The organism is Cryobacterium soli, assembly GCF_003611035.1.
In the GTDB taxonomy this organism is placed as follows: Bacteria; Actinomycetota; Actinomycetes; order Actinomycetales; family Microbacteriaceae; genus Cryobacterium; species Cryobacterium soli.
Genome location: NZ_CP030033.1, coordinates 2433684 through 2459612 on the forward strand (window position 1 = coordinate 2433684; position 25929 = coordinate 2459612).

Genomic DNA, 25929 nt, shown 5'->3' on the forward strand with positions numbered 1-25929 from the left:
CTCGAAACGCCGAAATGGCGATGAGTTCAGGTTTTGCCCGCTGTGCGGTAACAATCCGTGAGTGCTTCGCAGGTCGTCCTCGCCCTGCGTCGATCACGCTATCACACCGTCAGGCGGTGCTGCCATCGACCACCTGATTCGCCAGCCGTTCCACGTGCACGATCACGTAGAGCAGTTCCTCGTCGGTGAGGTCGGAGCCGGTGGCGGCGCTGACGTAGGACTTCACGTCGGCGGCGATGGCATAGGAACGCGGGTAGCTGAGCTTGGCGAACTCGAAGAACGAGGTGTCCGACCCGCGCAGCATCGACTGCGCCACGAGCCGCTGGAGCAGGAACTGCACGTGCAGGATGAACCGGGCGTAGTCGGGGCTGGCCGGGTCGAGCCGCACCCCGAGGCCGCTCTCGACTGTCGTCACGACGTGTTGCACCCGGCGGAACAACAGCGCCGCGGTGCCGTTGGGTTCGTCCCGGGTGGCGTTCAACAGATGCATCGTGAGGAATACAGCCTCTTCCTCGGGCAATTCGTTCTGCAGAGCGGCGCTGATCGACCGTGCCATCTGCTCCGCCGCGGCGAATTCCTGCGGGTGCAAGACCCGTAATTCCGGCATCGCTGTGGTCGGAATCCGGATTCCCTGTTGCATGCGCTCAAGGACATATTGCACGTGGTCGATGACGGCGAGAGGCAGGCGGCGGCCGAGACTGCGCCCGAGGGTGCGTTCGGCCTCGTCGACGGCGCTGGTCACGGCCTCGATGATCGGGTACGGCACGGAGGCCAAGAGCTGGCGGGCGTGGTCCGCGTCACTGCCCTGCTCGAGGATGAAGGTCTTCTCGACCCTGGCGGGGTCGATGGTGTCGGTGGGCTGCAGTTGGAAGCCGAGCCCGCGACCCATCAACACCCGTTCCTGACCGGACGAGTCGATGGAGATGACGACGTTGTTGTTGAGCACCTTGTGCACCACCGCACCCGGTGCAGGGGCCGGGGTGCGCGCCACACTGCGGTCCGTCGTCATGGCCGAAGTTTACAGCCCGGTGCCCGCGGGCAACTGTGCCCCGTGCGGACATGTGGTCCCGGTGCGCCGGGCGCGATTGTCCGCAGGGGCAACAGTTGTGGCGGCCGGGGTCAGGCGACGTCGTGCAGGTGGTGGGTGGGGTCGTGCACGAAGTACTGGGCCAGCGTGGTCACGGTGAACCGGGCGCCGTCGCTGCGCCGCCCGGTGCGCTCACGGTCGGTGGCCGGCACGGCGGCGAAGGCGTCGGCCACGGATGCCGCGGCGGCGGCCAACTCCGTCGCCACGGTGCGCGGGTCCTGCTCGTTGTAGCGCTCCGCCTCAGCCGTGGCGTCCTGGTCCCAATTGGCGAACAGGGGGTCGTCCTCGGCGAGGATCAGGCCCAGTCGCAGGTCGAAGATGCGGAACACGTCGCGCACATGCGCCGCGTACTCCAGGGCAGACCACGTCGTGTCGTCGGGCCGCACCGCCACATCCGGCCGCTCGAGGACCGGCGCCCAGGCGGCGGCGTTCTGCCGCACGAGAGCGGGAACCTCGTCGTAGCTCAGCTCGGCGGCGGAGAATCCGCACTCGGGGCAGGGGCGCTCGAGCACCCAGGTCCAGTCTTTGATGTCAGGTGTGATCGGCATGCCCACAGCCTAGGGAGCCGGCCGGCCCCGCCGACCGGGACCGACTGCCAAGAGTCGAGCATCCGCTGCCAACCTGCCCGCCGGCCCGAGGCATCTGCCCAACTGTTGCCGCTGCGGATATCTGCGCCCGGCGCACCCGACGTATTTGTGGCGATTCGGGAACATAACCGGCGCATTCTGGTTGAAACATGGGTACCTCATACTGAGGTCGCACCAGTGCCCGTTTCGTTAGGACCCCGATGACAGACTCCAGTGTCGCCACCAGCACCGCCCCCACCAGCACCTCCGCAGTCAGCACCGGCAATGCCCCGGATGCCGCGGGCACCAAGCTCGTCATCTCGCTGCTGCTGGTGTCAGCCTTCGTCGTCATCCTCAATGAGACCATCATGGGTGTGGCGCTGCCGCACCTCATGAAAGACCTCGACATCACGGCCAGCGCGGCCCAGTGGCTGACCACCGCGTTCATGCTGACCATGGCCGTCGTCATCCCCATCACGGGCTTCCTGCTGCAGCGGTTCAACACCCGGCCGGTGTTCCTCGCCGCGATGACCCTGTTCAGTACCGGCACCTTGATCGCCGCGATCGCGCCCGGCTTCGAGGTGCTCATCGTGGGCCGCGTGGTGCAGGCCATGGGCACCGCGATCATGATGCCGCTGCTGATGACCACCGTGATGACCCTGGTGGCGCCCGCTGCCCGCGGCAAGACCATGGGCAACATCTCCATCGTCATCTCGGTCGCCCCGGCCATCGGCCCCACCATCTCCGGCCTGATCCTCAGCGTGCTCGACTGGCGCTGGATGTTCATCCTCGTGCTGCCCATCGCGCTCGGCTCGCTCGCCCTCGGCGCCGCCCGGATCAAGAACGTGACCACTCCCACCAAGGTGCCGCTCGACGTGGTCTCGGTGATCCTCTCCGCGTTCGGGTTCGGCGGCCTGGTCTACGGGCTGAGCAACCTCGGCGAATCCGCCACGGGCAGCGCAGCGGCCGGCCTCGTTCCGCTGGGCATCGGCCTGGTGGCGATCGCCCTGTTCGTCTGGCGCCAGGTCGCCCTGCAGCGCACCGACCGGGCCCTGCTCGACCTGCGCACTTTCACCTCGCGCACCTTCACCTTCGCCATCGTCATGCTCGCGGTGAGCATGATGGCCCTGTTCGGCACGCTCATCCTGCTGCCCATCTACATGCAGACCGTGCTGGGCCTGGATGCGCTCACCACCGGCCTGCTGCTGCTGCCTGGCGGTCTCACCATGGGCCTGCTCGCCCCCTTCGTCGGCCGGTTCTACGACAGGTTCGGCCCCACCGTGCTCCTGGTCCCGGGCTCGATCATCGTCAGCGGCGCGTTCTGGTTCCTCACCATGCTCACCGCCAGCACCCCGTTCTGGTACGTCCTCGTGGCCCACGTGGCGCTGAGCTTCGGCCTGGCGTTCCTGTTCACCCCGCTGTTCACGTCCGGGCTGGCCTCGCTCAAGCCCTCGCTGTACTCCCACGGCAGCGCCGTCGTCGGCACCGCCCAGCAGCTCGCCGGTGCGGCCGGAACGGCCCTGTTCGTCACCGTGATGTCCTCCACCGCGGCGACCCAGATGGCCAACGGCGCCGGCGAGGTCGCCGCCACCGCGGCGGGCACCCAGAGCGCGTTCCTCTACGGCGCGATCATCTCGCTCTTCGCGATCCCCCTGGCCTTCTTCGTCCGCAAGCCGGCCGTGTCGGTCAACGACCCGCACGCGCCCGCCCCCATGGCGCACTGACCGGGCCGGCAAACCGGGAGCCGTCACACCCAATGGCAACAGAACGTTAACACGGGGACGACACCTGCGACGGGTCGAAGTTCTAGGATCGATGTGCACCCACGATGGCGGCCGATCCGGCAGTTGGTGTGCCCGCGGAGAATTTCGTGATCCGCGGGGCAAGTGACAAGCTCGACTACCCGGTTTTAGCCACCTTCTTCATGCAACTACCAAGCAGGGCACCATATTGACTTCCCCCCACTCCCCCCTCACGCCCGCTGAGACCCGCGACCGGGTACTCGGCGCGCGCGGCGTTCTGTTCGACCTCGACGGCGTGCTCACTCCCACGGCCGAGGTGCACATGAGCGCCTGGTCGCGTCTGTTCACCCCGTTCCTAGCCGGTCACGGCGTGAAGCCGTACACCGACGCCGACTACTTCGCCTATATCGACGGCAAACCCCGGTACGACGGCGTCCGGTCCCTGCTGGCGTCGCGTGGTCTGTCACTGCCCGACGGCGAGCCCACGGACGCGCCGGAGCAGGAAACCGTCTGCGGCCTCGGCAACCGCAAGAACAAGGCCTTCAACGAGACCCTCGCCGAGGACGGCGTCAGCCCGTACCCCGGCTCGCTCCGGTTCCTCGACGCCGTCGTCGCGGCGGGCCTCGAGGTCGCCGTGGTCACCAGCTCGCTGAACGGTGAGATGGTGCTCACCGCCGCGGGCCTCCGCGACCGGTTCGAGATCGTCGTCGACGGCGTGCGCGCCCGCGCCGAGAACCTCGCCGGCAAGCCCGCCCCCGACACCTACGCCTTCGCCGCCGGGCTGCTCGGCCTCACGGCGGCCCAGTGCGTCGTCGTCGAAGACGCCGAATCCGGCATCCAGTCCGGCCGGGCCGGTGACTTCGGCCTGGTCCTCGGCGTCGACCGCGGCGTCGGCCCCCAGGTGCTGCTCGAGGCCGGAGCCGACACCGTCGTCGCCGACCTGTCCGAGTTGCTGCCGCTGATCGGCAGCACCATCCCCTCGACCGGAAGCGGAGTCCACGTATGACCATCGATGCCGCCATCCAGGAACTCACCGACCCGCTCGACCGCAGCCGGTTCCCGCTCGACGAGTGGGCTCTGGTGGAGACCGACTTCTCCGGCGACGACATGGGCCGCACCGAGACCCTGTTCGCCGTCGGCAACGGCTACCTCGGCCTCCGCGGCAACGTCGACGAGGGCCGCGACGGCCACGTGCACGGCACCTTCATCAACGGGTTCCACGAGACCTGGCCCATCCGGCACGCCGAAGAGGCGTTCGGCTTCGCCCGGGTCGGCCAGACCATCGTCAACGCCCCGGATGCGAAGATCATCCGCATCTACGTCGACGACGAACCCCTCGTGCTCACCCTCGCCGAGCTGCTCAGCTACGAGCGCCGGCTGGACTTCGCCGACGGCATCCTGTCGCGGTCGCTGGTCTGGCGCACCCCGTCGGGCAAGCAGGTGCTCATCCGCTCGCGCCGCCTGGTCTCGTTCACCGAACGTCACCTGGCCGTGCTCGAGTATGAGGTCACCATGCTCGACTCCGACGCGTCGGTCGTCATCTCCAGCCAGACGCTCAACCGGCAGGACGGCATCGGCGAGTACGACCGGCCCAAGTCCGGATCGGCCAACGACTGGGACCCCCGCCGCGCCGAGACCTTCACCGACCGAGTGCTGCAGCCGCGGTTCAAGCGCGCCAACAACGGCCGCTACATCCTCGGCTTCCGCTGCACCAACTCGGGCATGACCGTCGCCACGGCGTCCGACCACTCGATCGACACCATCAACGACTTCGACGAGTCCTCGCAGCTCGGCGACGACCTCGCCAAGCACGTGTACAAGGTCAAGGCCAAGATGGGCAACCCCATCCGCATCACCAAGCTGCTCAGCTACCACACCTCCGCCGGGGTGCCCACGCACGAGCTCGCCGACCGGTGCGACCGTACCCTCGACCGCGCCAAGGAGACCGGCGTCGCCGCGATCATCCAGGAGCAGCGCGACTGGCTCGACGCGTTCTGGGCCCGCACGGATGTCGAACTGCCCGGCCAGCCGGCCCTGCAGCAGGCCACCCGGTGGAACTTCTTCCAGCTCGCCCAGGCGTCCATGCGCGCCGACGGCCAGGGCGTCTCGGCCAAGGGGGTGTCCGGCTCCGGCTACGGCGGCCACTATTTCTGGGACACCGAGATCTACGTGCTGCCGTTCCTCACCTACACGTCGCCGAACGCGGCCCGGAACGCCCTGCGGTTCCGGCACGGCCTGCTCGACCACGCCCGCGCCCGCGCCACCGAGCTCAACCAGCTCGGAGCCCTGTTCCCGTGGCGCACCATCAACGGCCTCGAGTCCAGCGCGTACTACGCGGCCGGCACGGCGCAGTACCACATCGACGCCGACATCTCCTATGCGCTCAGCCAGTACGTGGCGGCCACGGGTGACGAGGACTTCCTCGCCCGCGAGGCCATCGACATCCTGGTGGAGACCGCGCGGATGTGGGCCGACCTGGGCTTCTGGCGAGGCAACGGCAACGACGTCTTCCACATCCACGGCGTCACCGGACCCGACGAGTACACCACGGTCGTCAACGACAACCTGTACACGAACATCATGGCGCGCTCCAACCTGCGCGCCGCGGTGAAGAGCGTGCGCCGGCTGTACTCGGTCGACCGGGCGGCGTTCGACTCGATGTGCGCCCGGCTGAAGCTGGACGAGGCCGAGGTGATGGAATGGTCCTTCGCCGCGGAAGCCATGCACATCCCCTTCGACCGCAACCTCGGCATCCACCCGCAGGACGCCCAGTTCCTCGAGAAGGAACGCTGGGACCTCGCCGCCACGCCGCCGGAGAACCGGCCGCTGCTGCTGCACTACCACCCGCTGGTGATCTACCGCTTCCAGGTGCTCAAGCAGGCCGACGTGGTGCTGGCGCTGCTCCTGCAGGGCGACCAGTTCACCCCCGAGGAGAAACGGGCCGACTTCGACTACTACGACCCGCTGACCACGGGCGACTCCACGCTGTCGGATGTCGTGCAGTCGATCATCGCCGCCGAGGTGGGCTACCACGAGCTCGCGCTGAAGTACTTCACCTCCGGTCTGTTCGTCGACCTCGCCGACCTGCACCACAACGCGGCCGACGGCGTGCACGTGGCATCCGCCGGTGGCGTGTGGAGCGCGCTGGTGATGGGTTTCGGAGGGCTCCGCGACCACAGCGGCCGCATCACCCTCGACCCGCGCCTGCCCGAGGACTGGGACGAGCTCATCTTCCGGGTCACGCTCAAGGGCACCCGCCTGCGCGTCGCGGTCTCGCAGACCAGCGTGCACCTCAGCATCGAGGAGGGCACGGAGGCCCGGCTCACCGTGCGCGGCCTGCAGGTCGTCGTCACAGCCGGCACGCCGGAGACGATCCCGCTGTCGCATCAGGGCGCACGCGACCCCGGTGCACCCACTGTGGCTCTCATCGAGGGCAACCGTCGCGCCGACGGCACCGTGATCACGTCGTCGATCCCCACGATCGCGCACATCACCGAGCAGATGCCCACGCTCGACTAGCGTTCCTGCACGGCCAGGGCCGCGCCTCCCCCACTGCGTCAGCGGCGGGCGGAGGCGCGGCCCTTCGTCGTTCCCCGCCGCCGCCGCGCCCAGTGGCGCCCCACGTTAACTGTTCCCCGTGCGGACTTCTGCGTCCGGTGCACCGGGCGCAGAAGTCCGCTTCGGCAACAGTCGCGGCGGCGGTCCCGGCGCCGGCGGGCCCTGCTACGTTAATGCCACCCGTTCCACCGTGGCCATGGGCCACCCACGATGAGGAGCACCATGACCTCCCAGGCGTACCTCGACACGATCAAGGCCAAGACCGGTCTCGGACCCGACGACTTCCGCGCCGCGGCGGCCGCCAAGGGCCTGCTGGGCCCCGACGTGAAGACCGCCCGGATCGTGGCGTGGCTCAAGGAGGACTACGGCCTGGGCACCGGCCATGCGATGGCCCTGGTGTCGGCGCTGGGCCAGGTTCCCGGCCAGCGCTTGCCCGTGGAGGAGAAGATCACCGCCCAGTTCGGCGGCACCAAGGCCCACTGGCGCCCCACCTACGACGCCCTGCTCGCCCATGCCTGGCAGGTCGGCGAGGTGACCCTCGCCCCGACCAACACGTACATCAGCCTGCTCAAGGGAACGAAGAAGTTCGCCATCGTGCAGGTCACCGCGGGCCGGCTCGACCTGGGCCTGAAGCTGCCCGGCGTCGACGGGGCCGACGCGCTGGAGGCATCCGGCAGCTGGAACAGCATGGTCACCCACCGGATGCGCCTGACCGAACCGGCCGGGCTCACCGACGACGTCCTCGCCTGGCTGCGCCGCGCCTACGACGTAGCCTGAGCCGCGCGCCTAGGGCTTCCAGACCATGAGCACGGTCACGGCGACCAGGAGCAGGGTCACGATGCCGGAGCCGGCGGCGATGCGCGGGTAGCCGGCCAGCCGGGCGGTGCCCGACGGGTTGGCCGTCACCTCCTCGGCCGAGGCGCGCAGCGCCGGAACCACCAGGAACAGGTTGATCGCCAGCGCGAGCGCGTAGAGCACGATCGAGAGCCAGATCCAGGTCGAGGCGAAGGACGCCCGCTCGCTCATGCCCAGGGCGCCGAACCCGAACAGCGCCACGACGAGCGATAGCAGCGTGAAGATGTTCACCGACTTCGCCAGCAACGTGATCTGTCCGGCCTCCCGCGCGCGAAGGGCACGCAGTCCGGTCATCGGCAGGATGGCCATCGGTCCGATGATGAAGACGGCGGCAACGATGTGCAGAATCTCAATCACAGTGTCCATGTGCTCACCCTAGAACGGATGCGCCGCCACGGCGCCCTCTCGCCCCGGCCACCTGTTCCCCGTGCGGACGACTGCGCCCGGCACACAAGGTGCAGAAGTCCGAAGTGGCAACAGTTGCGCGGGGCCGGGCGGCGGGCGCGGTCAGTCCGCCAGCCGGCGCAGGATCTCCAGCACCACGACGGCCGAGCGGTCGGCCGCGTCGTCGACGTGGGTGAGGAAGTCGGAGCCGGCCACGGGCCCGCACAGGTCGGAGATGCCCCGTACGGCCAGGAACGGCACCCCGTGCACGTGGGCGGTCTGGGCGATCGCGACGGATTCCATATCGGTGGCGAGCACGCCGGGGAACTCGGTGCGGATGCGGTCCACGATGTCGCCGCCGACGAAGGTGTCGCTGGAGACCATGGTCCCCCGGTGCACCACGATGGCCGAGCCGTCGGGCATCTGCACCGGGGATTCGGCCGCGGTGAGTGCGGTCTCCGTGCCGACGTAGCTGGCGGGCATGCCGGGCACCTGGCCGAGCAGGTAGCCGAAGGCCCGGGCATCCGCCCCGCTGTTGAGGTAGTCGCTGCCGATGACGACCTCGCCGACCCTCACGTGCACGGCGACCCCGCCGGCCGAGCCGGCGCTGATCACCAGCGGCGCGGCGTCGGGTGCCTCGGCGCGCGCGGAGAGGATCGCCGCGGTCGCCGCACCTGCCGCGTTGACCAGGCCGATGCCGCTCTGCACCAGGAGCACCTCGCGGCCGGCCAGCGTGAGGCTGTGCTGGCGGGCGTTGCCGACGGTCAGGGGTTCGGCCGCGGCCGAGGCGGCGGCGATGAACGGGGCCGCTTCCTCGTCCATCGCCACCAGGATGATCGCGTCAATGTTCATGCTGGGCTCGGCGCTCATGCGGTGACGATGGGCCAGTCCGCGCGGGCGGCGAGGAAGACCGTCACCGCATCCTGCGCCGCGGTGAGCGAGTGGTTCGCGCCCCAACCGCACTGCACCTTGTTCGCGGCGGGCACCTCGGTGGCGCCGAGGATGTCGGTCATGGTCGCCTCGATGAGATCGAGAACCTCCGCGTACTCCGGCTGCCCCTGCAGGATCAGGTAGAAACCGGTCTGGCAGCCCATCGGCGAGAAGTCGATGACCCGCGCCGAGTGGTTGCGGGAGTGCTCGGCGAAGAGGTGCTCGATCGAGTGCACGGCCTTCATATCAAGGTGGGCGACGTTGGGCTGGGTGAAGCGTACGTCGTACTTCACGATGGTGTCGCCCTGCGGCAGAACCTTGGTGTCTGCCAGGCGCACATAGGGCGCGGCGACGGTGCGGTGGTCGAGGTTGAACGACTCGACGTTCATTCGAGGCTGGTTCACTGGTGCTCCCTGAAAACTGTGGTGCCGGCCCGTTCGGGATGACCCATCGACAGTAACAGGCGAGCCGTGAACCGGCCGTGAGAGTGTCGCCACGCGACGGATGCCGTCAGCCCGGTGCGGGATACTGGCCGGATGCAGACACGGGGGTTCGTTCGAGGGTGGGCCGGCGCGGGGGTCCTGCTGCTGGCACTGGGTGTGGCGGGGTGCACCGGGTTTCCGCGCCCGCCCGCGGAGGTCACGGCGGTGGTCGACGACGCGGCAGCCATGATCCGGAGCACACCGGGAGTGGCTTCGGTCACGACGGATATCAGGGTGCGTGACCATAAAGACGGCGGGCCGTTGTCCGAGGTGGCTGCGTGGTCTGCCCTCCTCACCGTGCAAGCCGATGCGTCGGGCCTGGACCCGCGTTCCCTGGCCGCATCGGTGGCCGCCGACGGTCAGGACGGCTATGTCTCACTGACCACCGTCCTGCGGATTCCCGGCGAGCCGGGTACCGCGGACGTGCAACTGCAGTTCTCGCCCCCTCCGAACGGCGTCCTCACGAGCGTCGAACCACGGGAGATGGCCGACGCCGCCCTGGCGCTGAGCGATCTGCCCGGCATCGGCTCGGTATCGGTGCTGCAGCACGGGGAGCCGGTGATCGTCTCGGTGGACTCGCCGGCGCGCTGGGCCGACCTGACCGAGACGATGCGGGCGATCCCCGGCTTCGGCAGCGGCGCCCTGACCGCCGTGACCCTGGTCACCGAGCACGACGCCGGCGAATCCTCGTCGCTGACGTTCGACCCCCGGTCCCCGGCCGCCAAGCTGGTTCCCGTGCTCAGCGACCTTGCCGCGGCCGAGGGAGTGACCTCGGTGTCGTTCGACGGCGTCGACACGAGGAAGGAATTCTCTGCCTGGCGGCCGTCCCTCCGGGTCCTTGTCGACACCCGGAGTGCCCGTGGCCTCGTCGCGGCACGGCTCACGGGGCTGGACGAGTCTGACTCGCAGTCGAGCGGCCTGCCGCGAGCTTCTTTCACGGCCTCGACCGGCGGCGCCGATGCCTCCCAGGACCTGCGCGGCTATCTCGGGCTTCCCCTCGGCTCGGCCGAGCCCGACGACAGGCTGACCGGGCTCCCGGGTGCCATTCCCCCGGCAGCCGCCGACCCGGCAGCAGCCGCGGCCCGGCTCGAGCTGGACACGGCCCTGGTGACGACCCTGCTGGACGCCGCCGGTGATGCCGCGGGCATCCGCGGCCCGGCATCCGTGACGACCGAAACCTGCATGGACGGCAGCAACGAACAGGTGCACGGCACCGTCGTCATCCCCATCTTCGAGATCGCAGACAGTGCCGACGAGGCGTTCGACGCCATCACCACGGCGTGGGAGATCGGCGGCTACATCCGGTCCGACCGGGCCATGGGCCGGGATTTCTGGTCGGTGCCGGATGGCAGCCTGGACACTCTGTCGATCCGCGGAACCGCCGACGGCATCTCGATCATGGTCACGGCGCCGTGTGTGCTCCTATAGTTGACGGCATGGATTCCGACCAGACGAACAACCAGAAGCCGGATGGCTCCACCGACGTGACCGAAGCCGAGAAGACCCAGGCAGAGTCGCTCCCGGACGGTTCGCAGAGCGACGGCACCGCCGAGACCGACGAGGACACCGCCTCGGGCGGCCCGGCCGACTAAGCCTCGGTCCGGCCCGACCGCCCGCAGGTCACGGCAACCTCACAGCCTCACCTCGCACGTCTGCGCTGAACGGATGCGGTCAGGGCACCAGCTTGCCGGCGGCCCGGAAGAGGTCGTACCACTCCGCCCGGCTCAGTCGCAGGTCGGAGCCCTGGGCGGCTCCCGCGACCCGCTCGGGGCTGGTGGTGCCGAGCACAACCTGCATCTGCGCGGGGTGCCGGGTGATCCACGCCGTGGCGATGGCGATCGGCGGCACGCCGTAGGCGGCGGCGAGCCGGTCGATGACCGCGTTGAGTTCCGGGTACTTCTCGTTGCCGAGGAAGACCCCGTTGAAGAAACCCGCCTGGAACGGCGACCACGCCTGCACGGTGATGTCGTTCAGCCGGCAGTAGTCCAGGATCCCGCCGCCGTCGAGGGTCACCGACTGCTCCTCGTCGGCCATGTTCGCCGACACCCCCTGCGCGATGATCGGCGAGTGGGTGATCGACAGCTGCAGCTGGTTGGCCACAATCGGCTGGCGCACGTACTTCCGCAGCAGGTCGATCTGGCGCGGGGTGTGGTTGGACACGCCGAACGCGCGCACCTTGCCGGCGGCCTCCAACTCGTCGAAGGCACGGGCGACCTCCTCGGGCTCCACCAGCGCGTCGGGCCGGTGCAGCAACAGGATGTCGATCCGGTCGGTGTCCAGCGCCGCCAGCGAGCCGTCCACCGACTCGATGATGTGCTCGTAGGAGAAGTCGAAGTACGGCCCGTTCTCCCCCACGATCCCGGTCTTGGTCTGGATGGTCAGCGCGTCGCGCTGGGACGGCGTCAGCTGCATCGCTTCGGCGAACCGGCGCTCACAGCCGTGCAGCTCGTTCCCGTACACGTCGGCGTGGTCGAGGAAATCGATACCGGAGTCCCGAGCGGTGCGTACGAGTTCCCGTACCTCGTCGTCGGTCTTGTCGGCGATGCGCATCAGGCCGAGCAGCACGTTGGGCGCGACGATGTCGGTTCCGGGCATGGTGAATGTCTTCACAAGTGGTCCTTTCGAGACGGTCTTTCCACCGTAAGGAGCCGCAAGACACATGTAAAACAACTAACGCCGATGCCACTGAGAGCCGTGAGCGCTGAATCGCTGCCCCGGTCGATCGGCGGGTTTTCGAAGCCTGAGAATGACGAAAGGCCCCCGGTTTCCCGGGGGCCCTTCCGTTCGCGCGGATTTTCATCCTTCGTGCACTTCTTACGAGTGTGCGCGAGGGGGGACTTGAACCCCCACGTCCTTTCGAACACTGGCACCTGAAGCCAGCGCGTCTGCCAATTCCGCCACTCGCGCGAACTTTGAAATCCTAGCATTCCCGGGGGCTCAAACGCCATTCGGCGCATTTGTCCGCCCGCAGGACGGTCCGCAGGCCGCAAACGGGTGTCACACACCCCCTATTAGTGGTTCAGCGCGTCTACCCCCGTAGGATGACTTCCCGTGCCCTGACCCGCCCGTTGGGCGAGTTAACACGTGAGGCAAGTAACATGCTGATAGCCAAACGGACCGGATCGGGAGACCTGTGGGCATACTGGATAGCTTTGAGAAAGGTCTTGAGCGCGCCGTAAACGGCGCCTTCGCCAAGACCTTCAAGTCGGGCGTGCAGCCGGTGGAGATCACCTCAGCGCTGCGTCGTGAGCTCGACACCAAAGCCGCCGTCGTGGCCCGCGACCGTATCCTGGCGCCGAACCGCTTCACTGTGCGACTGGCCCAGGCCGACTTCCGCCGCATCACCGATCTGGGCCCGGCGCTCGTCGACGAACTCATCCAGTTGGTGCAGCAGCACGCCGCCTCGCAGGGGTATCAGTTCACCGGTGCCGTGACGATCGACTTCGAGAACGACCCGGGCCTGAGCGAGGGAATGGTGCAGGTGGATTCCACCAGCGTCAAGGGCACTGTCGCCTGGACCCCGGTTCTCGACATCAACGGCCACCGGCACGCTCTGGTCAAGTCCCGCACCGTGATCGGCCGCGGGTCTGATGCCGACATCACCATCGACGACACCGGCACCTCCCGCAGGCACGTCGAGATCATCTGGGACGGCGCCCGCGCCCAGGTGCGCGACCTCGGCTCCACCAATGGTTCCCAGCTGAACGGCGCCCCCGTCAAGCAGGCCATCCTCGAACCCGACTCGGTGATCACAATCGGTCGCACCCGCATCGTCTTCAGGGTCGTCGCCCAGGCCGGCTCCGATCCGGCGCCTCGCCGCACCGACGACGCCACCCAGCGGCACGACATAGGCGGATTCTGGGGGCCGAACACATGAACCCCAGCGAACTGACCCTGCTCGTCCTGCGCCTGGCGTTCCTGCTCGTGCTCTGGCTGTTCATCTTCGGCATCGTCTATGCGCTGCGCAGCGACCTGTTCGGTCAACGGGTGCGGAAGCTCTCGACCGACACACCGCCCGCGGCCGCCGTGCCCTTCGCCACCCCGCCGCCCGCCCCGGTTCCCGCCGGAGCGTTCGCGCAGGCGCCGGCCGCCAGCGCGTCGGCGCCCACCGAGCAGCTCTCCCGGCCCAAGCTGGCCCAGCCCGTCGCCGGGCCGGACAAGGCGACCACCCAGACCGCGACCCGCCTGGTGATCACCTCGGGGCCCAAGGCGGGCACCGAGTTCCCGCTCGGCTCCGAGCCCATCACGATCGGCCGCTCAAGCGACTCGAGTCTCGTCATCCGTGACGACTACACCTCCACCCACCACGCGCGCCTGATGCTCTGGCACGATGACTGGATGGTGCAGGACCTCGACTCCACCAACGGCACCTTCCTCGACGGAAAACGCGTGGCGGTGCCCACGTCGGTGCCGCTGAACACCACCGTCAAGATCGGCGCGACCAGCTTCGAGCTCCGGCGGTAGTGCATGGCATCGGTTAGTCACAGCGCCGCCGTGTCCAACGTTGGCAAGATTCGGGCCAACAACCAGGACTCCGGCTACGCCGGGCACACCCTGTTCGTCGTCGCCGACGGCATGGGCGGACACGCGGGCGGCGACGTCGCCTCCGCCATCGCCACCAAGCGCATCATGGAGGCCGACAAGGCCTACCACTCGGCGCAGGACGCGGAGTTCGCCCTGCAGGCGGCGCTGATCGCGGCGAACTCGCAGTTGGCCGAAACCGTCTTCGAGCACGCCGAGCTCACCGGCATGGGCACCACCGTCAGCGCCCTCGTGGTGCTGCATGACCAGGTCGCCATCGCGCACATCGGCGACTCCCGCATCTACCTGTTCCGTGACGGTGAGCTGTCCCAGATCACCACCGACCACACTTTCGTGCAGCGTCTGGTCGACAGCGGCCGGATCACAGAGGCCGAGGCCATGGTGCACCCGCGCCGCTCGGTGCTGATGCGGGTGCTCGGCGACGTCGAGTCCTCACCCGAGATCGACACGTCGATCCTGGCGACCCGTGCGGGCGACCGCTGGCTGATCTGCTCCGACGGGTTGAGCGGGGTGGTGTCCAACACCGGCATCGCCAACGCCCTCAAGAGCCCGCTGGACGCCCAGGCCGTCGCCGACCGCCTGGTCAAGGAGAGCCTCGACGGCGGCGCCCCCGACAATGTCACGATCGTGGTCGTCGACATCGGCAACGGCGGCGAACGCCAGGGCGAACCCCTCGTGGTCGGCTCCGCCTCGGCCCCGCTCGCCTTCGGTGAGGAGCCGGCGCGCGCCCGCGCCCCGCGCATCCCGTCGCTCCGACTGCACCCGGTGCGCGAGACCCACTTCGAGCCCGACTCCCAGGACTACCTCTCCGAGCTCATCGAAGAGGATGCCCGCCGGGCATTGCGCCGCAAGATCACTTGGCTGGCCGGCATCGTTCTGCTGGTCGTGGCCATCGCCGGCGCCGCCCTGCTCGGCTACCAGTGGACACAGAGCCGCTACTACGTGGGGGTCGAGGGCAGCACCGTCGCCATCTACCAGGGCATCCAGCAGGATCTGGGACCACTCAAACTCTCCAGCGTCTACGAAGACACCGACCTGGAGCTGAACCAGCTGCGCGTGTACGACCGCCAGCAGGTGGAGCGCACCATCAGCGCATCCTCCCTCGAGGACGCCAAACTCATCGTGGAACGGTTGAGCAATGCCCCGGCAGAGTAACCCGGCCACGGACGCCCGCGAGGCGGCACCGCAGACCGGCAAGATCCGGAGACTGCACCTGCCGCAGAAGCTGCGCAACCTCGAACTGTTCCTGCTGATCGTCGCGTGCGGCATCAACCTGGGCGCCGTCGTGCTCGTGCAATTGGGCGCTCTCGGCCAGATCGACACCACCCTGGTGCTGCTCGGCGCGAGCCTGTCCGGCCTGGTCTTCGCCCTGCACATCATGCTCCGCTTCGTGGCGCGTGAGGCCGACCCGTTCATCCTGCCGATCGCCACCCTGCTCAACGGCATCGGCATCGCCATGATCTACCGCATCGACATCGCCAACAACGAGTCCGGCTGGGCCAGCGCCGCCGTGCGGCAGACCGTGTGGAGCGGCCTGGCCATCGCCTGTGCCATCACGGTGATTCTGGTGATCCGCAACCATCGGGTGCTCTTCCGGTACACCTATGTGGCCGGCTTCGTCGGTGTGGCCCTGCTGCTGCTGCCGCTCGTGCCCGGTCTCGGCCGCGAGGTCAGCGGCGCCCGCGTCTGGATCGGTTTCGGTTCCTTCGCCACCTTCCAGCCCGGCGAGATCGCCAAGATCGCCTTGGCCGTGTTCTTCGCCGGCTATCTCGTGCGCAACCGCGACAGCCTCTCGATGGTGGGCAAGAAGTTCCTCGGCATGCGTTTCCCGCGCCTGCGCGACCTCGGCCCGATCCTGGTGGTTTGGGCCCTGTCGATGTCGGTCATCATCTTCCAGCGCGACCTGGGCACCGCCCTGCTGTACTTCGGCCTGTTCCTGGTCATGCTCTATCTCGCCACGGGCCGGCTCAGCTGGGTGCTGTTGGGCATGTCGCTGTTCCTCGGCGGCGCCGTCATCGCCAGCCAGACGCTGGACTACGTCAACGGCCGGTTCACCAACTGGCTGGATGCGCTCAACCCGGCCGTGTACGACGCCGACGGCGGCAGCTACCAGCTGGTGCAGGGCCTGTTCGGCCTCGCCAAGGGCGGGTTGCTCGGCACAGGCCTCGGCCAGGGCCGCCCAGAGCTGACCCCGGTGCCGCAGAGCGACTACATCATCGCCAGCCTCGGCGAGGAGCTCGGCCTGGCGGGCCTGTTCGCCATCCTCGCCCTGTACCTGCTGCTCGTCGCCCGCGGCTTCCGCATCGGCTTCGCCGGTCAGGACGACTTCGGCAAGCTCCTCGGCGTCGGCCTCTCCTTCGTCATCGCGCTGCAGTGTTTCATCGTGATCGGCGGTGTCACCCGCGTCATCCCGCTCACCGGCCTCACCACCCCGTTCCTGGCCGCCGGTGGCTCCTCCCTCGTCGCCAACTGGATCATCGTGGCCCTCCTGCTGCGGCTATCCGACACGGTGCGCAACCAACCTCGGCTGGTGGTCTAGATGAATCGTGAACTCAAGCGCGTGAGCATCGTGGTGATGCTCATGTTCGCCGCCCTGCTCACCTCCACGTCCATCGTGCAGGTCTTCCAATCCGACAACCTCTCGGCCGACGACCGCAACACCCGCACCCTGCTGGACAGCTACTCGGTCGAGCGCGGCGCCATCCTTGCCGGCGGCGAACCGATCGCCCAGTCCCTCCCGGTCGACGACAACTACAAGTTCCAGCGCACCTACAGCAACGGCCTGCTGTACGCGCCGATCACCGGTTTCATCCCGGTCAACGGCGCCCCCACCGGTCTCGAGCAGGCGCTCAACGGCGAACTCAGCGGCACCTCCAACTCGCAGTTCTTCGACCAGATCTCCAGCCTCGTCACCGGGCAGGACCCGAAGGGCGCCGCCGTGGAAACCAGCATCGACCCGGTCGCGCAGCAGGCCGCCTGGGATGCGCTCGGCGGCCTCCAGGGCTCCGTGGTCGTCACTGAGCCCAAGACCGGCCGGGTGCTGGCGATGGTCTCCAAGCCCAGCTACGACCCGAACACGCTCGCCGTGCACGACAGTGCCGCGGTGAACGACACCTACGACGCCCTGGTCAACGCTCCGGGCGACCCGCTGATCAACCGGGCCATCAACTCACTGAACCCGCCCGGCTCGGTCTTCAAGCTCGTGGTGGTCGCCGCAGCACTTGAGTCCGGTCAGTACACCCCCGACACCGCCTTCCCCAACCCGGCCACGTTCACACTGCCGAACTCGAGTTCGGTGGTCATCAACTCCGGCGGCGGCACCTGCGGTCCCGGCGACACCGTCACCATCGCCACCGCGCTGCGGCTCTCCTGCAACATCCCGATGGCCGAGCTGGGACTGCAGCTGGGCGATGACGCCATCCGCGCGATGGCCGAGAAGTTCGGGTTCAACTCAGAGTTCAGCATCCCGCTGTCGGTCACGGCCAGCGTGTACCCCGAAGATCCCGACGAGGCGCAGACCGCGCTGTCGGCATTCGGCCAGACCAGTGTGAAGGCGACCCCACTGCAGATGGCCCTGGTCTCAGCCACCATCGCCAACGGAGGGATCGAAATGAAACCCAACCTCGTCGACCAGATTCTGGCGCCGGACCTCAGCCCCCTGCAGACTTTCGAACCCGTCGCGGCCGACCGCGTGATCAGCGCCGCCACCGCGGCCACGATGACCCAGATGATGGTCAACGGGGTCCAGGACGGGGCCGCGAGCAATGCAAGAATAGACGGAGTCGACGTGGCGGGAAAAACGGGGACTGCGGAGAACGGCGCTGATGATCCATACACTCTGTGGTTCACCGGATTCGCCCCCGCGGCAGACCCGCAATACGCGATCACCGTTCTCATCGAAGATGGCGGGGGACTCGGTCAGACGGGGTACGGCAACTTGCTTGCCGCACCGATAGCGAAACAGGTACTAGAGGCGGTGCTGAATAAATGAGACCCACAGCAGGGCTCACCTTCGGGGGACGATACGAACTGCAGTCGCGCATCGCCATCGGCGGTATGGGCGAGGTTTGGCAGTCCGTCGACCTGGTGATCGGGCGCACCGTCGCGATCAAGATCCTCAAGGACGAGTACCTCGGCGACCCCGGTTTCCTCGAGCGCTTCCGCGCTGAGGCCCGGCACGCCGCGCTCGTCAACCACGAAGGCATCGCCAACGTGTTCGACTACGGCGAAGAAGACGGCAGCGCCTTCCTCGTGATGGAGCTGGTGCCCGGTGAGGCGCTCTCCACGATCCTCGAACGCGAGCACACCCTGCCCGCCGACAAGGTCCTCGACATCGTGGCCCAGACCGCCGCTGCGCTGCACGCCGCGCACGCCGCCGGGCTCGTCCACCGGGACATCAAGCCGGGCAACCTGCTGATCACGCCCGAAGGCCGCGTCAAGATCACCGACTTCGGCATCGCCCGCATCGCCGACCAGGTTCCGCTCACCGCAACCGGTCAGGTGATGGGCACCGTGCAGTACCTCTCGCCCGAACAGGCCAGCGGACGCTCGGCCTCGCCGACCACCGACATCTATTCCCTCGGCATCGTCGCCTACGAGAGCCTCGCCGGTCGCCGTCCGTTCACGGGCGAGTCGCAGGTGGCCATCGCCATGGCGCAGATCAACGAACAGCCGCCGGACCTCCCCGACACCATCTCGGAGCCCGTTCGCAACCTGGTGATCTCCTGCCTGGCCAAGAACCCGGCCGACCGCCCTGCTTCCGCCGCGCACCTCGCGCGTGCCGCGATCGCCCTGCGCCGCGGGGATGTCGCCGCCGCCGCCGCATCCGTGCCTGCCGTGATGTCGGGCATCACGCCCACAGCCGCCACCATGCTCATGCCCGGTGCCGGCAACGACCAGACCACCCAGTTGATGCCCGCCTCCGGGGGACCGGTTCAACCGGCGACGCGCGCCGAAGCGGCCGCGGCAGCGGCAGCCGGCGACCCCCAGAAAAAGAAGAAGAAGCGCAGCCCCTGGACCTGGCCGCTGGTCGCGCTCATTTCGATCTTGGCCCTGGTCCTCGTCGGCACCCTGCTCACCCTCTTCAACACCCCAGCCGCCGAAACGCCTGGCCCGGCCCCCACCGCGACGTCGAGTACCCCGTCGGCTCCCAAGCCGACGCCGACGCCCACTCCGTCTCAGGCTGCCACCACGGTGGAAGTCACCGAGGCCGACTTCCTGGGCAAGACCAGCTCCGAGGCCCGGCAGATGCTCAGCGATATGGGTCTCAGCGCCAACGTGGTGCCCGACAAGGCCGCCACCACGGCGGAGCAGGTCGACACCGTCTACGGCATCAACCCCACCGGCAGGGTCACCCTCGGCACCGCCATCAAGGTCAGCGTGTACAGCGATGTCGCCACACCGTCGGCCCCGTCCGGCACGCCCACGGCCACCCCTGCCACCGTGGCTCCCGGCGGAACGGTGACGGTCACGTGGCCCGCCCAGTCCTGCCCCACGGGTCAGGAGCTGTCCGGCTACGAGCTGCTCGCGGAGGGTGCCGAGTCACCGAGCCCGACCGACGCGGACACCACCACCGCAACGGTCACCGCCGGAACGAGCAACTTCACGGTCAAGTTCCGGTATTTCTGCGGCCAGGTCGAATCCGACTACTCCGCAGCGACATCCGTCACCGTGACCGCCCCCGCCACAACACCACCGGCGACCACGCCACCCACCCCGCCCGCCGGCTAAGTGGTGTCGCCGTCGCGCGTCCAGGGGGCCGCGCGACGGATCTTGACTAAAATGACCAACAGTGTCGCGAGCAGGGAGTTTTGCATTGACTGATGAGGGCCGTCTGCTAGCAGGTCGCTACCGCGTCGGCGCGTCGATTGGCCGCGGGGGCATGTCCGACGTGCACATCGGCACCGACTCCAGGCTGGGCCGCACTGTGGCCATCAAGCTGCTCAAGTCGTCGCTCGCCGTCGATCCCGCCTTCCGCACCAGGTTCCGGCAAGAAGCGCAAGCCGCCGCCCGCATGGCGCACCCCACGATCGTGCGGGTATTCGACGCCGGCGAGGAGACCATCACCGAGGACGATGGAACCGAAGCCCAGATCCCCTTCATCATCATGGAGTACGTTGACGGCCGCCTGCTCAAGGACATCATCAAGGAAGGCCCGATCGACTCGGTCGAGGCCGTCCGCATCATCGACGGGGTCCTGACCGCCCTCGAGTACTCCCACCGCGCTGGTGTCGTGCACCGCGACATCAAGCCGGGCAACATCATGATCACCAAGGCCGGTCAGGTCAAGGTCATGGACTTCGGTATCGCCCGCGCGATCTCCGACTCCGCCACCACGGTCGCACAGACCACGGCGATCCTCGGCACCGCGTCCTACTTCTCGCCGGAGCAGGCCAAGGGCGAGTCGGTGGATGCCCGCACCGACCTGTACTCCAGCGGTGTGGTGCTCTTCGAGATGCTCACGGGCCGCCCGCCGTTCCGGGGCGACACCCCGGTGGCCGTGGCCTACCAGCACGTGAGCGAAGCCCCGGTAAAACCCAGCTCGGTGAACCCGAAGGTCTCCCCGGCCCTGGACATCGTGGTGCTGCACGCCCTGGCCAAGGACCGGTTCGACCGGTACCAGAGCGCTGTCGAATTCCGCAACGATGTCGAAACCGCCGGCGCCGGGCACATCCCTGTGCGCCGTTCGACGGACGACCTCGCGGCCGGACTGTTCGGTGCGCCGCCCGAAGTCGAATCCACCTCCGAACTCGCCCTCAAGCAACTTGCCGAAGACCAGACCATGGCCCGCACCCAGCGGCGCCCACCGGTGATCTGGATCTGGGCCGGCATCGTCAGCGTCATCGTGATCGTGATCGCGGTGATGTTCTGGGCCGTGAGCCTGAAACCCAGCAATGAGCTGCCCGACTCCTCCCGCCGGGTTCCGGTCCTGATCGGCTTCAGCTATGACGACGCCCAGGATGCGTTGCTGGAGCTCGACCTCGCAGCGACGAAGGCCGAGGAAACCAGTTCGACGGTGGCCAAGGACGAAGTGATCCGCACCGATCCGCCGTCGGGCACCATCGCTCCGCCGGCCACGGTGATCAAGGTTTACGTGTCGACCGGTGCCGAACAAGTGGCGATGCCGGACACCACCAACCAACCCTTGGCGGAAGCCCAACCGTCCCTCGTCGAGGCGGGTTTCGTGGCCGGCTCGGTCACCACGGAGAATTCCGCGAATGTTGCGGAAGGGGTCATCATGTCAACGAGCCCCGCTCCGGGGGAGCAGGTTCCGGTGGGAACAACGGTGGACTTCACAGTGTCCACGGGTTTTGTCACCATGCCCGATGTCTTGGGCCAAGCGTTGACGGCAGCCAATGCCCTGCTGCAGGCGGACGACCTTCAGTTGGTTCCCACCCTGGCGCCCGACTACGACTGCGAGGGCGAGGACGGTTCGCCGGTCATCAAGCAGTCCCTGCCGCCGGGCGATGCGCCCCAGAAGTCCGAGGTCACACTCACCTACTGCGCCGGCTGAGGCCGCGTCGTCGGTTGAGCGTGGCGCGGCCTCAGCCCAGCTTGAGCATGGGCGTGAGGTGTTTGGCCGTTTCGCGGGCCTCCGGCAGACCGGCCAGCGCCAACCAGTTGCCCACCATCAGGTAGCCGCCCTCGGTCAGTACCGACTCCGGGTGGAACTGCACCCCGAGGATCGGCGCCGAAACGTGCCGCAGGCCCATGATGACGCCTCCCTGGGTGCGGGAGGTCACCACGAGGTCACTGGGCACCGTGCCATTCACCACGGCCAACGAGTGGTACCGGGTCGCCGTGAACGGCTGTGGAACCCCGTCGTAGAGCTCGCTGCCGTCGTGGCTGATCTGGGAAGTCTTGCCGTGCATGAGCTCCTCGGCGTTGGTCACCGTGGCGCCGAACGCCTCGGCGATGGCCTGGTGGCCCAGGCAGACCCCGAACAGCGGCAGGTTGGTGGCCACCGCGGCTTCCACGGCGGCGATCGAGATGCCGGCATCGGCGGGCTTACCCGGTCCGGGCGACACGAGCACCCCGTCGAACTCCGCGATGCGATCGGCGACGTCGCTCGCGCCGAACGCGTCATTCCGCACGACCTCGGTCTCTGCGCCGAGCTCGCGCAGGTAGCCGTTGAGTGTGTACACAAAGCTGTCGTAATTGTCGATCACGAGAATGCGGGTCATGGGGCGCCCACCGTCACTTCCTGGTTGTCAACGAATGTGTTCACCCAGGGGTACACCCAGGTGGCGAGGCTGTAGAGCACGGCGCCCAGCAGCACCAGCACGATCAGGATGCGCACCCATACCGGTCCGGGCAGTATCCGCCAGAAGGCTGCGTACATGGGTTGGTCCTCGATCTTCGTGTGGCTGGATGGTTGGGGGTTCCCGGCATGTGGCGGGACTGTCAGGCTGCGGGGATCATGGCCGCCAGCTCGGCGGGCGGACCGGCCGAGGTCGGTTGCCAGGATTCGAATACACCGTAGGCGATGATCCGCTCGGCTGTCGAGAAGAGCGGGTTGCAGGTGGTGAGCGTGATCAGCCGGTCGACCGCCGTCGCCTCAGGGGCGTGCGGCACCGGGGCGATGGCGTCGATCGCGCTCGGCGGCACATATTCGAAGTCGCGGAACCGGTAGGTGTAGTACCCATCCGCCGTCTGCACGTAGATCGCGTCGTTCAGCTGCAGCTCGTTGATAACGTGCATGCCGCCGCCGTTGGCGCTGCGGTGCGAGGCGATGGCGAAGTTGCCCACCTCACCGGGCATCTGGGTGCCCGGGTAGTGCCCGATACCCAGCTCCGGGCTGTTGAGCACGTCGGTGCCGGTGCCCTGAGCAATGGTGCGCTGGTAGGTCGCCCCGAACCGGGGCACGTAGAGAACCGCGAAAGCGGCGGCGTTGTCCGGCGCGGCGGCCACGATCGGGTCGCCGTATCCCTCGTCGGCCACGGGCGCGGGCTTGGGATCCGGCCCCGCGTTCTCGATCCAGCCCTTGCTGATCGCTTCGGCGGCCCGGGACTGGGACGCCGCCATGACCGCGTCGTTCCACCAGAGCTGCCAGGCGAGGAAGAGCAGCACGATCACCCCGCCGGTGATGAGCAATTCGCCCAGCACACCGATCACGCTCACGCGCCGGCGAGCAGGTTTCGGCGAGGCGCGCTGGGCTCGCCGCCCGCGCAGGGCCGGTACTGCGGACGGGGCAGGCTCGGTCATGCAGTCGATTCTAATCGGCCTCGGATGCGGATCCGCCGGGCCCCCGGCAGGCCCGCGCAGGCGGGGACGCTAGAATCTCAGGCATGGCACGCACAAATCCCCGCACCAAGCCCGCCCGCCCCGAGGCCCGCTCGGGCGAGGACGCCCCCAACGCCGTCTGGTTCAAGCCGGTGATGTTCGGTTTCATGCTGATCGGCCTCGCCTGGATCATCGTCTTCTACGTGAGCCAGGGCGCACTGCCCGTGGCGTCCTTCGGATCGTGGAACATCCTGGTCGGCTTCGGGATCGCCTTCATCGGCTTCCTGATGACCACCCGCTGGCGCTGACGCACCCACAATTCACGGATTGTTCCCCACGCGATAACCACTCGTTCGGGTAGTCAATTACAGCCGTGTAATTATCCCCAGTGTGGAAACTCCTGTGGATAACTTTCCCACTCGGTGTGGATAAGTCCTGTGGAAAGTCGGCAGATCACCGCCGGCGGCAGGTGCCGAACGGTTTCACACGTCGCCGTCTCAGACGAAGAACTTGGCCAGGCTCAGCGCCACCAGCAGCGCGCCGAAGCCGCCCAGCAGCACGAATTGCAGAGTGCGCTTGCTGCGTTGGCGGGTCTGCACGAAGATCAGGCCGATGATCGCCCCGCCGATGAGGCCACCCACATGGGCCTGCCAGGCCACGTTGAGTCCGGGCAGGAACCCGATGACGAGGTTGATGCCGACCAGGATCAGGAGCTGGGTGGCGTTCCCGCCGAGCTTTCGCTGGATCACCAGGAACGCGCCCATCAGTCCGAAGATAGCCCCGGATGCGCCGACGACAGGCACGAGCGGTGAGGCCAGGAAGAGCACGCCCAGAGACCCGGCCAGCCCGCTGAGCAGGTACAGCGCGAGGAATCGGCCGCGTCCGAGCATCCGCTCGAGGATCTGGCCGAAGATCCACAGGGTGTACATGTTCAACAGCACGTGGAAGATGAAGCCTGTGGAGTGCACGAAGACACTGGTCAGCATCCGCCAGGGTTCGAACGAGCCGGGGTAGGAGTACACGCCGGCGTAGCGCAGGGCGTCGGTGACGCCCAGGCCGGGGATGAGCTGCAGCAGGAAGACCACCAGCGTCAGCGCGATGATCGAGTAGGTGACCACCGGTTCGCCGGGGGCGGTCAGGCGGCCCAGCCGGGTGCGGGCGGCGGATTTGGTGCGTGGAGCGCTCTGGCGCTGCTCGCGCATGCATTCGGGGCAGATGACGCCCACTGCGGCCTGGGTCTGGCACTCTGGGCAGATCGTGCGGCCGCACCGCTGGCAGAGGATGAAACTCTGCCTGCCCGGATGCCGGTAACAGAAGTTGGCGGCGGTTCCGGGCAGGCTGGTCATAGCTGGAGGTCCTAGACCTGCTCGACGGTGATGCTCTCGATGACGACATCGGTGAGCGGACGGTCGCGACCGTCGGTGGGCACCACGGCGAGCTGGTCGACGATCGCACGCGACGCCTCGTCCTCGACGGCGCCGAAGATGCTGTGCTTGCCCTGCAGCCAGGTGGTCGGCACGACGGTGATGAAGAACTGCGAGCCGTTGGTGCCGCGGCCGCCCTGGATGCCGGCGTTCGCCATGGCGAGGACGTACGGCTGGGTGAAGTCCAGCTCGGGGCTGATCTCGTCGTCGAACTGGAAGCCGGGTCCGCCGGTGCCCTGGCCCAGCGGGTCGCCGGCCTGGATCATGAAGTCCTTGATGATGCGGTGGAAGACTGTGCCGTTGTACAGCGGGTCGTTGGAGGTCTTGCCCGTGGCGGGGTGCTTCCACTCGATTTCGCCGGTCGCGAGACCGACGAAGTTCTTGACGGTCTTCGGGGCGTGGTTACCGAAGAGGTTGACCTTGATCGGTCCGAGGGTGGTATTGAGCGTTGCGACGGCAGTGTGCTTAGACATAGGCATAATTCTTGCACAGCAGCATTGAGCGAATCCGACTCCGTGCTAGGCACCCAGAGCGCTCACAGGCTATTCAGTGGCAAGATGGTCACTAATCACCACAAGAATCGATGGAGGGTCCAGATGAGCCTGTCACGCAAGCGCCGAAAGGAACTCACTCGTCTGCGCAAGAGCGCGGACGAACTGTGGAGTCACCAGCAGGAAGTTCTCGACCGCGCGAACGAGATCGCACGCGAAGCCGGCCGCCAGGCTGGTGTGTTGACTCGTGAAGAAGTAGTCCCGCGCGTTCGCCAGGGATACGAGCACTACCTGCTCCCCGGCGTGCACGCCACCCAGGATTTGGCCGGTGGCGTTCGTCACCAGGTCGTCGACAAGGTCCTGCCGGGCATCGGCACGGCCTTGGGCACCGTCATGTCGGTCGGTGACATCGCCAAGGAGGCGCGCGCGGCCACGCTGGACCGGATTCGTTTCCAGAAGCCCGTCGTGGTTCAGAAGCAGGGTCCCGGCGCCGGCACGTACATCGCCATCGGCGTCGGCATCGCTGCCGCGGCCGGAGTGGCGTACGCCATCTGGCAGACGTTCCGCGCCGACGACGAGCTGTGGGTCTCCGAAGACGAGTCCCTCCTGGACTCACCGATCGAGAAGCCCACGGACGTCTAGTCCG

26 protein-coding genes and 1 tRNA gene are annotated in these 25929 nt (G+C 67.8%); 15 read left to right on the top strand and 12 right to left on the bottom strand.

All coding sequences use genetic code 11. The features are described from left to right. Nucleotides 1-109: 109 nt before the first annotated feature. Both DOE79_RS11170 and DOE79_RS11175 read right to left on the bottom strand, forming a co-directional pair. Nucleotides 110-1009, bottom strand: coding sequence for a PRD domain-containing protein (locus DOE79_RS11170; protein WP_120338549.1), 900 nt, complete (start codon nucleotides 1007-1009; stop codon nucleotides 110-112). 110 nt (nucleotides 1010-1119) lie between these two features. Continuing rightward, on the bottom strand, nucleotides 1120-1635 hold the full coding sequence (locus DOE79_RS11175; protein WP_120338550.1) for a DinB family protein: 516 nt from the start codon (nucleotides 1633-1635) through the stop codon (nucleotides 1120-1122). A 239-nt stretch (nucleotides 1636-1874) separates the two neighbouring features. Here DOE79_RS11175 and DOE79_RS11180 point away from each other — a divergent pair, with 239 nt between their 5' ends. The 4 genes from DOE79_RS11180 to DOE79_RS11195 all read left to right on the top strand — a co-directional run bounded on the left by DOE79_RS11180 (nucleotide 1875) and on the right by DOE79_RS11195 (nucleotide 7730). Continuing rightward, nucleotides 1875-3377, top strand: coding sequence for an MDR family MFS transporter (locus tag DOE79_RS11180; protein WP_120338551.1), 1503 nt, complete (start codon nucleotides 1875-1877; stop codon nucleotides 3375-3377). A 226-nt stretch (nucleotides 3378-3603) separates the two neighbouring features. After that, nucleotides 3604-4401, top strand: a complete 798-nt coding sequence (locus DOE79_RS11185) for an HAD family hydrolase (protein ID WP_120338552.1) — start codon at nucleotides 3604-3606, stop codon at nucleotides 4399-4401. After that, on the top strand, nucleotides 4398-6914 hold the full coding sequence (locus DOE79_RS11190) for a glycoside hydrolase family 65 protein (RefSeq protein ID WP_066591530.1): 2517 nt from the start codon (nucleotides 4398-4400) through the stop codon (nucleotides 6912-6914). Before DOE79_RS11185 ends, DOE79_RS11190 begins: the two co-directional genes overlap by 4 nt. Before the next feature lie 261 nt (nucleotides 6915-7175). Next, complete coding sequence (locus DOE79_RS11195) at nucleotides 7176-7730, top strand: DUF4287 domain-containing protein (RefSeq protein ID WP_162942716.1); 555 nt, start codon at nucleotides 7176-7178, stop codon at nucleotides 7728-7730. Nucleotides 7731-7739: 9 nt separating this feature from the next. On the opposite strand, the gene DOE79_RS11200 is transcribed toward DOE79_RS11195, so the two are convergent. The 3 genes from DOE79_RS11200 to DOE79_RS11210 all read right to left on the bottom strand — a co-directional run bounded on the left by DOE79_RS11200 (nucleotide 7740) and on the right by DOE79_RS11210 (nucleotide 9511). Then, nucleotides 7740-8174 (bottom strand): DUF2269 family protein, encoded by a 435-nt coding sequence (locus DOE79_RS11200; RefSeq protein WP_120338554.1) that lies wholly within the window; start codon nucleotides 8172-8174, stop codon nucleotides 7740-7742. Nucleotides 8175-8315: 141 nt separating this feature from the next. Continuing rightward, a complete protein-coding gene (gene mtnN / locus DOE79_RS11205) occupies nucleotides 8316-9062 on the bottom strand; it encodes a 5'-methylthioadenosine/S-adenosylhomocysteine nucleosidase (RefSeq protein WP_120338555.1) in 747 nt (248 codons plus the stop codon). Continuing rightward, nucleotides 9059-9511, bottom strand: coding sequence for an S-ribosylhomocysteine lyase (locus DOE79_RS11210; RefSeq protein WP_120338556.1), 453 nt, complete (start codon nucleotides 9509-9511; stop codon nucleotides 9059-9061). Before DOE79_RS11210 ends, mtnN begins: the two co-directional genes overlap by 4 nt. A 147-nt stretch (nucleotides 9512-9658) precedes the next feature. Between DOE79_RS11210 and DOE79_RS11215 the strand changes: the two genes are divergently transcribed. Both DOE79_RS11215 and DOE79_RS20545 read left to right on the top strand, forming a co-directional pair. Further along, entirely contained in the window at nucleotides 9659-11032 is a 1374-nt protein-coding gene (locus DOE79_RS11215; protein ID WP_120338557.1) for a hypothetical protein, read from the top strand. 8 nt (nucleotides 11033-11040) lie between these two features. Beyond that, nucleotides 11041-11196, top strand: a complete 156-nt coding sequence (locus tag DOE79_RS20545; protein ID WP_162942717.1) for a hypothetical protein — start codon at nucleotides 11041-11043, stop codon at nucleotides 11194-11196. A 79-nt stretch (nucleotides 11197-11275) separates the two neighbouring features. Here the strand turns inward: DOE79_RS20545 and DOE79_RS11220 are convergent, their stop codons facing one another. Continuing rightward, a complete protein-coding gene (locus tag DOE79_RS11220) occupies nucleotides 11276-12214 on the bottom strand; it encodes an aldo/keto reductase (protein ID WP_120338558.1) in 939 nt (312 codons plus the stop codon). Nucleotides 12215-12427: 213 nt separating this feature from the next. Continuing rightward, nucleotides 12428-12511, bottom strand: a tRNA-Leu gene (locus DOE79_RS11225). 226 nt (nucleotides 12512-12737) lie between these two features. On the opposite strand from DOE79_RS11225, the gene DOE79_RS11230 reads away from it, so the two are divergent. The 7 genes from DOE79_RS11230 to pknB all read left to right on the top strand — a co-directional run bounded on the left by DOE79_RS11230 (nucleotide 12738) and on the right by pknB (nucleotide 21659). Continuing rightward, nucleotides 12738-13481, top strand: a complete 744-nt coding sequence (locus DOE79_RS11230) for an FHA domain-containing protein (protein ID WP_120338559.1) — start codon at nucleotides 12738-12740, stop codon at nucleotides 13479-13481. Next, nucleotides 13478-14068, top strand: coding sequence for an FHA domain-containing protein FhaB/FipA (locus DOE79_RS11235; RefSeq protein WP_120338560.1), 591 nt, complete (start codon nucleotides 13478-13480; stop codon nucleotides 14066-14068). Before DOE79_RS11230 ends, DOE79_RS11235 begins: the two co-directional genes overlap by 4 nt. Nucleotides 14069-14071: 3 nt before the next feature. Beyond that, nucleotides 14072-15301 (top strand): PP2C family protein-serine/threonine phosphatase, encoded by a 1230-nt coding sequence (locus tag DOE79_RS11240; RefSeq protein WP_120338561.1) that lies wholly within the window; start codon nucleotides 14072-14074, stop codon nucleotides 15299-15301. Next, complete coding sequence (locus tag DOE79_RS11245) at nucleotides 15285-16685, top strand: FtsW/RodA/SpoVE family cell cycle protein (protein WP_120338562.1); 1401 nt, start codon at nucleotides 15285-15287, stop codon at nucleotides 16683-16685. Before DOE79_RS11240 ends, DOE79_RS11245 begins: the two co-directional genes overlap by 17 nt. Further along, on the top strand, nucleotides 16686-18137 hold the full coding sequence (locus tag DOE79_RS11250) for a peptidoglycan D,D-transpeptidase FtsI family protein (RefSeq protein WP_120338563.1): 1452 nt from the start codon (nucleotides 16686-16688) through the stop codon (nucleotides 18135-18137). Beyond that, entirely contained in the window at nucleotides 18134-19876 is a 1743-nt protein-coding gene (locus DOE79_RS11255; RefSeq protein WP_120338564.1) for a protein kinase domain-containing protein, read from the top strand. The genes DOE79_RS11250 and DOE79_RS11255 overlap by 4 nt, the downstream gene beginning before the upstream one ends. A 151-nt stretch (nucleotides 19877-20027) precedes the next feature. Next, on the top strand, nucleotides 20028-21659 hold the full coding sequence (gene pknB, locus DOE79_RS11260) for a Stk1 family PASTA domain-containing Ser/Thr kinase (RefSeq protein ID WP_245976901.1): 1632 nt from the start codon (nucleotides 20028-20030) through the stop codon (nucleotides 21657-21659). Nucleotides 21660-21690: 31 nt separating this feature from the next. On the opposite strand, the gene DOE79_RS11265 is transcribed toward pknB, so the two are convergent. From DOE79_RS11265 to DOE79_RS11270, 3 genes are all read right to left on the bottom strand, one after another. Next, a complete protein-coding gene (locus DOE79_RS11265; protein WP_120338566.1) occupies nucleotides 21691-22329 on the bottom strand; it encodes an anthranilate synthase component II in 639 nt (212 codons plus the stop codon). Continuing rightward, the gene (locus DOE79_RS20550; protein WP_162942718.1) at nucleotides 22326-22487 is read right to left on the bottom strand and encodes a hypothetical protein; all 162 of its coding nucleotides are present in this window, start codon (nucleotides 22485-22487) and stop codon (nucleotides 22326-22328) included. Before DOE79_RS20550 ends, DOE79_RS11265 begins: the two co-directional genes overlap by 4 nt. A gap of 62 nt (nucleotides 22488-22549) precedes the next feature. Continuing rightward, nucleotides 22550-23350 (bottom strand): class E sortase, encoded by an 801-nt coding sequence (locus tag DOE79_RS11270; protein ID WP_245976902.1) that lies wholly within the window; start codon nucleotides 23348-23350, stop codon nucleotides 22550-22552. A gap of 83 nt (nucleotides 23351-23433) precedes the next feature. On the opposite strand from DOE79_RS11270, the gene DOE79_RS11275 reads away from it, so the two are divergent. After that, nucleotides 23434-23676: a cell division protein CrgA gene (locus DOE79_RS11275; RefSeq protein ID WP_120338567.1), complete on the top strand. Its 243-nt coding sequence runs from the start codon at nucleotides 23434-23436 to the stop codon at nucleotides 23674-23676. Between the two features lie 189 nt (nucleotides 23677-23865). Here the strand turns inward: DOE79_RS11275 and DOE79_RS11280 are convergent, their stop codons facing one another. After that, nucleotides 23866-24714, bottom strand: a complete 849-nt coding sequence (locus DOE79_RS11280; protein WP_120338568.1) for a rhomboid family intramembrane serine protease — start codon at nucleotides 24712-24714, stop codon at nucleotides 23866-23868. A gap of 11 nt (nucleotides 24715-24725) precedes the next feature. Next, nucleotides 24726-25265, bottom strand: a complete 540-nt coding sequence (locus DOE79_RS11285) for a peptidylprolyl isomerase (protein WP_066591458.1) — start codon at nucleotides 25263-25265, stop codon at nucleotides 24726-24728. Between the two features lie 123 nt (nucleotides 25266-25388). On the opposite strand from DOE79_RS11285, the gene DOE79_RS11290 reads away from it, so the two are divergent. Beyond that, a complete protein-coding gene (locus DOE79_RS11290; protein ID WP_120338569.1) occupies nucleotides 25389-25925 on the top strand; it encodes a hypothetical protein in 537 nt (178 codons plus the stop codon). Nucleotides 25926-25929 lie beyond the last annotated feature (4 nt).